A 12115-nucleotide genomic window follows, 5' to 3' on the forward strand; every position below is an offset into this window, starting at 1 on the left:
CTTTCGCAAGAGGTCTACTTTTTTTATTTTCAGATTCATCATCTCATCATAAATCGAACCAAGATCTTATTTTTTAATAACGTGGAACCTCCATACAGTAACCATGTCATCAATACAAAAGGAAAAATTAGCACTAATAGCGCCAATGCATCAGCCTGTAGCCCATCAGCACTGTTTTGCAAGCGTTGATTATGCCGCTCAATCCACTGCTCTGCTTTCGCCAGTACCTGTGCATCTGTAAGTCGATACAAGTAGATCAGATAGATAAGTCCTATAAGGCTACAGACAGCCACAATAAGCCATAGCTCAGCCATCTGCATTAATCCCACCAAATAAGCCAATACAGCGAGCATAAAAAGAATCAGCGTTAGACAAAACAGTCGATAAAATCGGGCATTTTCGATTAAAGGCTGATATAGAGACAGCATAAAAAATCATTCATTATTATTTTTTTCAGTATAAATAAAAAATGCCCCAAAGTTTTCACTTCGAGGCATTTTTTGGACTGCGGTCAGAATTACAGTTTAGAAACCAGTTCTGGAACCACAGTATTCAGGTCACCTACCAACCAGTAGTCAGCTACTGCATTGATTGGTGCTTCTTCGTCTTTGTTGATGGCAACGATCACTTTAGACTCTTTCATACCTGCCAAGTGCTGGATCGCACCAGAGATACCTACAGCAATGTACAGGTCAGGCGCAACGATCTTACCAGTTTGACCAACCTGCATGTCGTTAGGAACGAAGCCAGCATCAACAGCTGCACGGGATGCACCTTGTGCTGCACCAAGCTTGTCAGCAAGTGGGTCAAGGATTTTGTGGTAGTTCTCGCCAGAACCCACACCACGACCACCAGAAACCACGATACGAGCAGCTGTCAATTCAGGACGCTCAGATTTCACGATTTCTTCGTTGATGAATTTAGAGATACCAGCGTCACCAGCAGATGCAACAGATTCAATTGCTGCTGAACCGCCTTCTGCAGCTACAGCATCAAATGCTGTACCACGAACAGTTGCAACAACAACTGATTCAGAAGATTCTACAGTCGCAATCGCGTTACCTGCGTAGATAGGACGCTTGAATGTGTTAGCAGAGTCAACAGCGATTACGTCAGTGATCATGCTGACATCAAGAAGTGCAGCTGCACGTGGCAGGATGTTTTTGCCAGTAGTTGTAGAAGCAGCAAGGATATGGCTGTAGCCTTTACCTAATTCTGCAACCAGTTTCGCTACGTTTTCAGCCAGTTGGTTAGCATAAGCAGCATCGTCAGCAAGTAATACTTTGCTTACGCCAGCAACTTTAGCAGCCTGATCAGCAACTGCTTGAGCGCCAGAACCAGCAACCAATACAGTGATATCACCACCGATTTTTTGCGCCGCAGCAACAACGTTTAAAGTAGCAGCGTTTAATGCTTTGTTGTCGTGCTCAGCGATAACTAAAATACTCATGATTTTTATCCTTCTGTATTAGATCACTTTCGCTTCGTTTTTCAATTTTTCTACAAGCTCATCTACAGACTTCACTTGTACGCCAGCTTTACGCTCTGCAGGAGATTCAACTTTCACTGTTTTCAGTTTAGTTGCAGCGGTTACACCGAAATCTGCAGGAGTTTTAGTTTCAAGCGGTTTTTTACGTGCTTTCATAATGTTAGGAAGAGCAGCGTAACGTGGCTCGTTCAGACGCAGGTCAGTTGTGATGATTGCTGGCAGAGACAGCTCAACAGTTTGCAGACCACCGTCGATTTCACGAGTAACTTGTACTTTGTCGCCTTCAACTTTCACTTCAGAAGCGAAAGTACCTTGGCCTGCATTTAACAATGCACCAAGCATCTGACCAACCTGGTTAGAGTCGTCATCAATTGCTTGTTTACCAAGAAGGATCAATTGAGGTTGTTCAGCGTCAACAACGCCTTTTAGGATTTTAGCAACTTCCAGCGCACCCAGTTGGCTGTCATCAGCTTCAACCAGAATACCGCGGTCAGCGCCCAGCGCCATTGCAGAACGGATTTGTTCTTGCGCTTCTTTAGGACCAATAGAAACAACAACGATTTCTGAAACAGTTCCTTTTTCTTTTAAACGAACCGCTTCTTCCACTGCGATTTCACAGAATGGGTTAATTGACATTTTAACGTTTGTTAAGTCAACACCACTGTTGTCCGGCTTAACGCGAACCTTAACGTTGGCATCAACCACACGTTTTACAGCAACAAGAGCCTTCATGTAATCCTCGGCTGTTTTAGCAAATGTAAATATTTAGAAAAGTTAGGATAACTCTTCACTTAAATTTTTTTAGGTGCCCTATCTTGCAATGTGTACGGCATTTCGGTCAAGTCACAATTCAGCAATCCGCTGTAAAAATCGGTAATTTTCCTTGAACGTCGCGTTCACAAATCGAGATTTGACATTTATGCCGCTTATTTACCCATCAATTTATGTAAAATTTAAGTATTGATTTTTAATATCTTTTTATTTGATTAATCACATCAAAAGATTTGATCCAAATTTAAGACCTAAAAAAGCTCGACCGGCCAGTACAGATTAACTTTCTATCCATAACGTATATCTGAATCTGTCATTTCAGACATAAGAATAGCCGATATAGTCATTCAGTTTTCTAGTGACTGTATTGACCAAAAATAATCCTCAATTAAGTGCAGAAAAATTGGTTTTAAAAGACCCCCAAAAAAAATAAAAGCACCTGATTAAAAGGTGCTTTTGAAATTCTATGTTGATGTCATGGGATAACTAAATCACTTTAGTTAATGATCAACCATGACGCAGCGAGTGCAAGTAAACCACCCGAAGTACCATCGATCCATTTCTGCTTTCGCTCATCAATCTGTGCAGACTGGGTCAGTTTTGCGAACAGCAGGCTTAAAGCACAATATACCGCAAAGATCAGCCCAATGAAGATAAAGGACAGAATCAGGCCCTGGCTCACAGTATTTCCAGTTTTATCAATAAACTGTGGCAGGATCGCAAAGTAGATCAGCATGCCTTTGGGATTCAGCAATGCAGTAAAGAAGCCTTTTTTCACCGGATTGGCCACAGTTTTCTTCTCAATGTTCAGCTGGTTTTTACTGAAGACGGATTTCACCAGATGCAAAGCCAGAAATAACAGGTAAGCAATGCCTAACCAGCGGATGGTTTCAAACAGCAGCGGGAAAGACACAATAATCGCAGCAATTCCCAATGCCACCAGAATCGAATGCACCAGATAACCTGAACAGATCCCGATAGTTGCCATCATGCCTGCTTTTGCATCCTTACCCATCACTTGAGACAGGATAAACAGCATATCAGGTCCAGGTGTAAAAATTAGGGGTAGCACGGTCAGTGCAAAGAGTGCAAACACAGACATTTCCTTTTCCTTGTTACATGTCGGAAAGTGAAATTAGTATTTGCGAATTTTTACAAAATAGGCTTTCAATTTATTTTATAATTTAGATTATTTTTAGAATTTTATTCGAATTTATGAAAATATCTTCTAAATCTGTTCGAGTAAAACTTGATCGTATTGATAAAAGTATCATTCAGCACCTGCAAGCCAATGGTCGGATGCAAAATAACGATTTGGCTCGTGAGATTGGACTATCCCCTTCTTCCTGCTTGCGTCGGGTCAAGTTACTGGAAGAAGCAGGTGTGATTCAGAATTACACGACCGTAGTCGATCCGCAGAAAATTGGCTTACAGCTGATCCTGTTTTCCCGCATCTGGCTGGTCGGTCAGGATGCGGAAACCATTGATACCTTTATTGAAGCGATGAAGGAACTACCGCAAGTGATGGAGTGTTATATCATTCTGGGCGAATGTGATGCCATGCTGAAAGTGGTCGTACCTGATCTGGAAAGTTACCGTAAATTTCAGTCCACCCATTTAACCAAGAAAAATGGCATTACCAGCGTCAAAACCGATTTGCCCAGCCAGATCATCAAGCAAAGCTTCCAGTTACCCTTGGATGACCTGTAACAAGTCCAATAAAAAAGGACGAATATTTTCGTCCTTTTTACTCTCCAATATTTTCTTAAACCCGGCTTTCTAAAAAGTCGCGGTGCACATGACTAAGGTCAATCAACGCATAAGATTTCAGATCAAAAATTTTCCAGATCTCTAGCGCATCTTCTTTCAGATCCACTGCTTTGGTGGCACGATTGGTTTCCTGCCAATGCAGGTCTGAAATCCATAAATAGTATTGATCATGTTCCGGATCATAAGCCTGTACTTTACCGTCTGCATTAATGCCCTGCACATGCGCACTTGCCGGCAAGGTCGCTTCCATTTCTGGCAGGCTAATTTCTACAAAGTGTTTAATCTGGCGTAAGCCATAGCCAGCAAAAATTTCTTTTTGTGCCTCAGTTAGCTGTTCGTATTTTTGCTCTATATCCGCAATCATGTCTTTGCCCTATTGTTCCATTTCTCTCGTGCTGAATCCACTTCAGCTCAATCTTTCGCCTAAATTCTATTGTTGTGTTATACCTGAATTTAAGCTTAGCGCGAATAAGACAATGGTGAAATATTCTCCATGGTCATTCTTTGCTCTTACTTGAGCATATCTTTCTATTATGAAAGTTTTATGCCAAGTTTATCGGCACTGGTCGTTTTTATCAGCAAAGTGGTTTAGCTACTTTTCGATTTTTGCTGCGCCCGTGGATGTGCCTGATCATAAATTTGTGCGAGATGATCAAAATCGACATGGGTATAAATCTGGGTGGTCGTTAAATTACTATGTCCGAGCATTTCTTGCACTGCGCGTAAATCCCGGCTATTGGATAGCATATGACTGGCAAAACAGTGACGTAATAAGTGTGGATGCAAATCGACATTTACCCCTGCCCGCTGCGCCTGCAGTTTGACCCGATTTTCAATCTGTCGTGCACCAAGCGGATTACCTTTCTGGGTAATAAATACATGTGCATCTGGCACAAAATCACCATTCCATAAAGGATAAATCTGTAGCCAGGCCATAACACTGTCTTTGGCTTTAGAACCGAATGGCACAATTCTAGTTTTATTGCCTTTACCAGTAATGCGGAGTAACTGACGATTAAAGTCGATATCTTTAATCCGCAAGCCCTGAATTTCCGCCAGACGCAGGCCACTGGAATACAGCAGTTCCAGAATTGCCTTATCCCGTTTCCACATCTGCTGCGACACTTCACCTTCCGGCTCTGGCTGATCCAGAATCTGGTTGATGGTTTCAATATCCACCATCCCCGGCAAAGGCCGCGATTGGCGTTTTAGCTGAAAATCATCGGCAGGGTTAAAGCTTAGGTAATTGGCCTGCTCGGCCCATTTCATAAACTGGCGAACGGCAGAAAGTAAGCGTTGTAAGCTACTGGAGCTAAGTCCCTGTTGTTCAACTTTTTCTGCCATAAACTGGCGCAGGTCAGTGGCTTCGACATCAGCTAAAGCCAATGAATTGCGCTGACAAAAATTGAGGAAGTCAGACACATCACGTTCATAAGCCTGCAAAGTGTGTTTGGACTGGTTCTGGATTTCACGTTCTTTGAGCCACATGGACAGTAATGCTGTTGCATCTGCCGTCATTTCATTACCCCCATGTGCCTGTTAAATTGAATCATGAAAACAGTCTAGCAAAAAATCCTTTCTTCTTCGCATCTGTGCGCACATAAAATGCTTCTGTTTCCTCACGCAAATAGTGCTGCAATGCACTGGTTGCCTCAGCATGATCTAAATGAATCAGATCAACCATTCTTTTTCTGATTAAACTGTCGTAAGCCACATGACCAATCTGATTTTTTAAGCGTTGGAATGATTCGTGATCTAATGCCTGCTCTGTTTCAAAACCAATCAGTAGTGTTGGCTCCTGGTCGCGCTTTTGGTCATGCATCTGTGCGAGATATGCTGTTTTCACTTCTGGCTTAGTTTTGAGCAGGATACACAATTGATCAACCATTTCATGCGGGTATTCCGCAGGCTGACCTAGCAAGACTTCAATCTGCTCCTGATATTCATAGCTTTCCAGCTTAGAACCATAACCACCTTGCAAAAGTGCTTCTATTTCCTGTGGAACAAATTCCTTTCCATACTCACTAAATGGATTCAATAACAACGACGCACCAAGGGTCATCTCAAAAAAACTTCTCGCGGGTATACGCAGATATGGCTACTCTTCCTGAATCCCCTTTGCAGACTTTCCAAAGACAGGAAAAATGGTAAATAAGGTTCGCCCTTTTCATCCTGAAAATGCATCAAACGCACCTGACTTCCTTCTTCGAGTACACGTTCACCTTCCTGTTGGGGTGGTCGATCTGTAAATCCAATACAATAAATATCAGCATTCAGAAGTTGTTCTAAAAATACCGGACGTTGATTCGGTTCCAGACTGGCTTTAACCAGAAGTTCTTCTAATTGTTTTTCATTATGTTCCATATTGGATTCTCATCAGTTTGAATTGTTATTTTTGTAATTTTTATGGATATAAAAAAGCCCTGACGGATCAGGGCTTTCAAGCTTAACCTTGGAAGTAACGTAAGTCCAATCGACCTTCATAAACGGTTGCAGTCGGACCGGTCATCCAGACTACATCGCCCTCTTTCCATTCGATCTGCAACTTACCGCCAGCCAGTTCGATTTCAACATTATTGGCCAGCAGGCCACGGCGCATGCCAGAAACCGCAGCGGCACAGGCACCCGTACCACAAGCTAAGGTTTCACCGACACCGCGTTCAAACACACGCAGACGTGCATGTTTTTCATCAATGATCTGCATAAAGCCGGCATTAACCCGTTGCGGGAAGCGTTCGTGGGATTCCACTTGCGGACCGATGCGTGGCACATCCGCCTTGATTACATCCGGTACGATGGTTACAGCATGTGGATTGCCCATATTGACCACATCGATGGTCAGCTTCTCACCATCAGCGAGATTGATGTCATACAAGCTGTCGGGTTCATCGGCCAGGAATGGGATTTCATGTGGCAGGAACTTTGGATAGCCCATATTCACGCGCACCCAACCATTGGCACCCAGCTCAGGCTCAACAATGCCAGACTTGGTTTGCACCTTGATTTTTTTCTTGGTGGTCAGCTGACGCTCGTGCACGAAACGGGCAAAACAGCGTACACCATTACCACACTGCTCAACTTCCGAACCATCGGCATTAAAGATACGGTATTTGAAATCGGCACTTGGAACATCAGGTGGTTCAACAATGAGTAACTGGTCAAAACCGACACCAAAGTTACGGTTCGCCAGACGCTGAATAGTCATGGTGTCCAGATAGGCACGCTGGCTGATCAGATCCACCACCATAAAGTCATTGCCCAGACCATGCATCTTGGTAAATTCAAGCAACATTCTTTAGTCTCCTTAAGGCAATAAACGTTCACGTTCCCACAGTGATTCGATGGTTTCACGTTCGCGAATCAGATGTGCCTGATCACCATCCACCATCACCTCAGCCGCACGGCCACGGCTGTTGTAGTTTGAGCTCATCACGAAACCGTATGCACCAGCACCCAATACTGCCAATACATCATTTTCCTTGATCGCAAGCTCACGCTCTTTACCGAGGAAATCGCCAGTTTCACAGATCGCACCAACCACATCCCATTCTTTGGCTTCGATATCAGTACGCGGAGTGACAGGCTGAATGTCCATCCAAGCTTCATATAAAGCCGGACGAATCAGGTCATTCATCGCTGCATCAATGATGGCAAAATTGCGGTGATTGGTTGGTTTTAGCAAATCGACTTTGGTCAGCAACACACCCGCATTGGCAGAAATACTACGACCCGGTTCCATATACACTTTCAGGCCCAGTTTTTCCAAAGCCGGACGCAGTGCATTGGCATATTCTTCAACCGATGGCGGTGTTTCATCTTTATAGGTCACGCCCAGACCACCACCGATATCAATATGTTTCAGGGTGATGCCGAGTTCTTTCAACTTATCGATCATCACAATCACACGATCCAGCGCATCAACAAACGGCTGTGTTTCAGTCAGCTGTGAACCAATATGGCAGTCGATCCCCACCACTTCAAGGTTTGGCAATGACGCTGCATATTGATAGGTTTCAAATACGCTGTCCGATGGAATACCGAATTTATTTTCTTTTAGGCCAGTAGAAATGTAAGGATGGGTTTTGGCATCCACATCCGGATTTACACGCAGTGAAATCGGAGCTTTTTTGCCAAGTTCAGCAGCCACTTTCTGGATACGGTCCAGTTCAGCATAAGATTCAACATTAAAGCAGGCAATGCCGACTTCCAACGCTTTTTTGATATCTGCTTCTGATTTACCCAGACCTGAGAATACAATTTTTGATGGATCACCGCCGGCTTTCAGCACACGTGCCAGCTCACCGCCAGTGACGATATCAAAGCCTGCACCTTTCTTTGCTAGTACATTCAATACCGCAAGATTGGAGTTTGACTTCACCGCAAAACAGATCTGATGATCGATAAAGTCAAATGCACGATCCATATCCAGATAATGCTTTTCAAAAGTCGCTTTTGAATAAACATAGAGTGGTGTGCCAAATTGCTCTGCCAGCTGTTGCAATGAACACTGTTCGGCATGCAATACCCCATTAATGCGGGTGAAACTCATGAAGGTATCCTTTCTTTGAAAGCGTTAAGGTGTGGTAGTTGAATCTGATGCTGCAGGTGCAGCAAACTGCTGTTGTACAGGCGCATCCCGTTCTTCATCGGCAGTTTTAGACTCAGTTTCAGTATTTTTATAGAGCAGAAACTTGGCACGCTTGTCGTAATCTGGGTCGTTCGGCATATATAAGGCACCGGACTGACCACAACCCACAAGAGCAAGACTTGTTGCTAAGAGACTGATGTAGCAAATGACTTGGCGCATCTGACCACCTAATTGAATAGTTTCGATGAAGTATAACGCGATCATTCGCCATGACCAAAGCGTTAAACGCTAGAGAGTATCTTTAGACAAAAAAAAACGCCAGCAGATCGCTGACGTTTTTATTGATATGGATTATTTATGTTTCTGTTTATAGAAACATAAATAGCCCAAAATCAGCAGAATAAACCAGATCGGACTGACCAGCAGGGCACGGCGGGTATCATCTTCTAGCGATAACACACCAATCATGCCAACGAAGAAAATGATCACGATCCAGCACGTCACCAAACCACCAGGGAGCTTGAATACCGATTTGGCATGTAGCTCTGGACGGGTACGGTAATAGATCATGTAACTCCAGATGATCATCAACCAGACACAAATAAACAGGATGGTCGACAAAGTTGTTGCCAATGTGAAAGCTTCAACGGTATTCGGCACAAAGTACTGTAATGCTGCACCAAGCAATAAACAGATCGCTGAGAAATACAGCGCATTCGCTGGAACTGCACGCGAGTTCAGACGACCAAAGGCTTTCGGTGCCTGTTCTTCACGAGACAGACCGAATAGCATACGACTGGTCGAGAACACACCACTGTTCATAGATGACATTACAGATGACAGTACTACCAAGTTCATGATGATCGCAGCCGCAGCAATACCTGCCTGGCTAAACAGGTTTACGAACGGAGAAACGCTTGGATTAATCTGATCCCATGGTGTCACTGACATCACAATGATCAGAGCCAACACATAGAAAATAATGATACGGATCGGAATCGAATTGACTGCTTTTGGCAAGTTACGTTCTGGATCCTTGGTTTCCGCAGCCGTGGTACCCACCAGCTCGACACCCACGAAAGCAAAAATCGCAATCTGGAAACCAGCCAGGAAGCCCATGGTACCTGTCGGGAATAAACCACCATGATCCCAGATATGCGCAAATGACGCGACTGTACCGGCATCATTAGTAAAGCCGGTAAAGATCATCCACAGTCCCACGGAAATCAGCACCACAATGGCAATGATCTTGATCAGGGCAAACCAGAATTCCATCTCACCAAATAGTTTTACTGTTGCCAGGTTCAGGCCCATGATGAACACAATGGAAGCGATACTGATCAGCACCCCTTCGCCCGGGGTAAATGGCATGCCATTATTAAAGAACTGTAAATAGTAGATAATCGCAGAAAGGTCGGCGATGCCGATGGTGATCCAGCATAACCAATAGGTCCAGCCAACAAAGTAACCGGCCCAAGGACCAATCAGATCGGTGGTAAAGTCAATAAAAGACTTATATTGTAGATTGGACAGCAATAGCTCGCCTAATGCGCGCATCACCAAAAAGACCATGAAACCGATGATCATATAAATCAGCAGAATCGAGGGTCCTGCCAGACTAATGGTTTTACCGGAACCCATAAACAGGCCGGTACCAATAGCACCACCAATCGCAATCAGCTGCAGGTGTCGATTGGATAAACTACGCTGCAGCTCGCCGTTTTCGGACGACGAACCGGTATGATGACCTGACATTATTTTTCAACTTCGATGTCTAATCGCGACAAATTAACGCAAAATGGGGGGAATACAAAAAGAAAAATTCACTTCATTTGTATTTTCGGCCTAATCTTAAAAGTTAATTTATTTTTCTTATATAGCAAATGAGTTCTCTTTAGTCGTAGAACGGACAGACATTTTTCCAGCCTTTTTATTGTAAAAGTTCCTAAACTGTGTAAAAAATAAATCTAAATAAATGTTATGAAACGTGCTGAGGATGAGCACGCATGGCATATGAATTGCTTGATTAGAATTAAGTGAAATTTAAATTAACTCAGGACGAACAAGAAGAATTTTATGCAAAATTTACAAAGCATCATGGAAACCATCAGCGGTTGGGTTTGGGGTCCATTTATGCTGGTACTGATTGTCGGTACCGGTGTATTCCTGACTTTCCGCCTGCTGTTCTGGCAATTCCGCATGTTGCCACTGGCTTTTAAACAGGTTTTTGGCAAACATCCCTCTCATGAAGGCGACATTTCCCAGTTTGGCTCACTGATGACCGCCCTTTCCGCCACCATTGGTACCGGTAATATTGCCGGTGTCGCAACTGCATGTGTCCTGGGTGGACCGGGTGCCGTGTTCTGGATGTGGATGACGGCGCTGTTCGGTATGGCGACCAAATATGGTGAAGGCGTACTGGCAGTCAAATACCGTGTTAAAAATGAACGCGGTGAAATGTCCGGTGGCCCAATGTATTACATTGAACGTGGCCTAAAATGGAAATGGCTAGCGCTGATCTTTGCCTTCTTTGGTGCTGTAGCCTCTTTCGGGATTGGCAGTTCAGTACAATCCAATACGGTGGCTCTAGCCGTTGAAAATGGTTTCGGTCTGGAAACCTGGATCACTGGTATCGTGATCACTGTATTATCGGCACTGGTAATTCTCGGCGGGATTAAATGGATTGCACGCGCTTCTTCCTTTATTGTCCCAATCATGGCGATTGGCTACGTCGCGGGTGGTCTGATCATCATTTTCAATAACTTGGAACTGGTTGGTCCTGCCCTGAAAATGATCTGCACCTATGCCTTTACCGGTGAAGCTGCGGTCGGCGGTGCCATTGGTGCTGCGATCCGTTACGGTGTCGCTCGTGGAGTATTCTCGAATGAAGCGGGTATGGGTTCTGCCCCAATTGCCGCTGCGGCTGCAAAAACCGATCATCCAGCTCGTCAAGGCTTAGTATCGATGACCGGTACTTTTATTGACACCATTATTGTCTGTTCAATTACAGGTATCGTGCTGGTGATGGGCTTCATCATTGCTGGTAGCGATTTTGGTGGACAAACTGGTGCGGTCCTTACTGTTTCGACCTTTGACAAACTGCTGCCAGGTGTCGGTGGCTGGATCGTGACCTTCGGTATTATTTTCTTCGCCTATTCCACAATTCTGGGCTGGAGTTACTATGGTGAAAAATGTGCGACTTACCTGCTCGGTGACAACTTTGTTCTGCCGTACCGTATCCTCTATATCGCATCGGTATTTATTGGCTGTGTAGCAACTCTGGATCTGGTCTGGTTGTTTGCCGATACATTCAACGGTCTGATGGCGATTCCAAACTTGATCGGCTTGTTATTGTTGTCTGGTGTGATTGTCAAAGAGTCCAAAGACTTTATTGAACGTCGTAAATCTGGTGAGCTGTATTAAGTAAATCGAATCCTTAAAAAAGCCACGTTCATCGTGGCTTTTTTTATGGTATCAATGTCCCGTCCTGAAATAAG

At 44.1% G+C, this 12115-nt stretch carries 14 protein-coding genes; 2 read left to right on the top strand and 12 right to left on the bottom strand.

Features of this window, described 5'->3' with window-relative positions; translation table 11 throughout:
- Positions 1-38: 38 nt before the first annotated feature.
- The 4 genes from GW12_RS05830 to GW12_RS05845 all read right to left on the bottom strand — a co-directional run bounded on the left by GW12_RS05830 (position 39) and on the right by GW12_RS05845 (position 3362).
- Positions 39-428 carry a hypothetical protein gene (locus tag GW12_RS05830; RefSeq protein ID WP_034584715.1) on the bottom strand — a complete coding sequence of 130 codons (390 nt, stop codon included), beginning with the start codon at positions 426-428 and terminating at the stop codon, positions 39-41.
- Between the two features lie 89 nt (positions 429-517).
- Positions 518-1450 carry an electron transfer flavoprotein subunit alpha/FixB family protein gene (locus GW12_RS05835; protein ID WP_034584718.1) on the bottom strand — a complete coding sequence of 311 codons (933 nt, stop codon included), beginning with the start codon at positions 1448-1450 and terminating at the stop codon, positions 518-520.
- An 18-nt stretch (positions 1451-1468) separates the two neighbouring features.
- Positions 1469-2221, bottom strand: a complete 753-nt coding sequence (locus GW12_RS05840; protein ID WP_034584721.1) for an electron transfer flavoprotein subunit beta/FixA family protein — start codon at positions 2219-2221, stop codon at positions 1469-1471.
- Positions 2222-2756: 535 nt separating this feature from the next.
- Positions 2757-3362 carry a LysE family translocator gene (locus GW12_RS05845; protein WP_034584724.1) on the bottom strand — a complete coding sequence of 202 codons (606 nt, stop codon included), beginning with the start codon at positions 3360-3362 and terminating at the stop codon, positions 2757-2759.
- Positions 3363-3475: 113 nt separating this feature from the next.
- Between GW12_RS05845 and GW12_RS05850 the strand changes: the two genes are divergently transcribed.
- Positions 3476-3970, top strand: coding sequence for an Lrp/AsnC family transcriptional regulator (locus tag GW12_RS05850; protein ID WP_034584726.1), 495 nt, complete (start codon positions 3476-3478; stop codon positions 3968-3970).
- Between the two features lie 55 nt (positions 3971-4025).
- On the opposite strand, the gene GW12_RS05855 is transcribed toward GW12_RS05850, so the two are convergent.
- The 8 genes from GW12_RS05855 to GW12_RS05885 form a co-directional block, all read right to left on the bottom strand.
- On the bottom strand, positions 4026-4394 hold the full coding sequence (locus GW12_RS05855; protein ID WP_034584729.1) for a hypothetical protein: 369 nt from the start codon (positions 4392-4394) through the stop codon (positions 4026-4028).
- Between the two features lie 224 nt (positions 4395-4618).
- Complete coding sequence (xerA, locus tag GW12_RS05860; protein WP_034584730.1) at positions 4619-5548, bottom strand: site-specific tyrosine recombinase/integron integrase; 930 nt, start codon at positions 5546-5548, stop codon at positions 4619-4621.
- 31 nt (positions 5549-5579) lie between these two features.
- Positions 5580-6092 (bottom strand): enhanced serine sensitivity protein SseB C-terminal domain-containing protein, encoded by a 513-nt coding sequence (locus GW12_RS15185; protein WP_052127888.1) that lies wholly within the window; start codon positions 6090-6092, stop codon positions 5580-5582.
- The gene (locus tag GW12_RS15190) at positions 6089-6394 is read right to left on the bottom strand and encodes an SseB family protein (protein ID WP_052127889.1); all 306 of its coding nucleotides are present in this window, start codon (positions 6392-6394) and stop codon (positions 6089-6091) included. The genes GW12_RS15185 and GW12_RS15190 overlap by 4 nt, the downstream gene beginning before the upstream one ends.
- Positions 6395-6476: 82 nt before the next feature.
- Complete coding sequence (gene dapF / locus GW12_RS05870) at positions 6477-7322, bottom strand: diaminopimelate epimerase (RefSeq protein ID WP_034584733.1); 846 nt, start codon at positions 7320-7322, stop codon at positions 6477-6479.
- Positions 7323-7334: 12 nt separating this feature from the next.
- Positions 7335-8579 carry a diaminopimelate decarboxylase gene (gene lysA, locus GW12_RS05875; RefSeq protein ID WP_034584736.1) on the bottom strand — a complete coding sequence of 415 codons (1245 nt, stop codon included), beginning with the start codon at positions 8577-8579 and terminating at the stop codon, positions 7335-7337.
- A 24-nt stretch (positions 8580-8603) separates the two neighbouring features.
- Positions 8604-8837: a lipoprotein gene (locus GW12_RS05880; RefSeq protein ID WP_034584745.1), complete on the bottom strand. Its 234-nt coding sequence runs from the start codon at positions 8835-8837 to the stop codon at positions 8604-8606.
- Between the two features lie 132 nt (positions 8838-8969).
- On the bottom strand, positions 8970-10373 hold the full coding sequence (locus GW12_RS05885; RefSeq protein ID WP_034584738.1) for an amino acid permease: 1404 nt from the start codon (positions 10371-10373) through the stop codon (positions 8970-8972).
- 321 nt (positions 10374-10694) lie between these two features.
- Here GW12_RS05885 and GW12_RS05890 point away from each other — a divergent pair, with 321 nt between their 5' ends.
- Positions 10695-12041: a sodium:alanine symporter family protein gene (locus tag GW12_RS05890; RefSeq protein WP_034584741.1), complete on the top strand. Its 1347-nt coding sequence runs from the start codon at positions 10695-10697 to the stop codon at positions 12039-12041.
- Positions 12042-12115 lie beyond the last annotated feature (74 nt).

The sequence above is a fragment of the Acinetobacter sp. HR7 genome, assembly GCF_000773685.1.
In the GTDB taxonomy this organism is placed as follows: Bacteria; Pseudomonadota; Gammaproteobacteria; order Pseudomonadales; family Moraxellaceae; genus Acinetobacter; species Acinetobacter thermotolerans.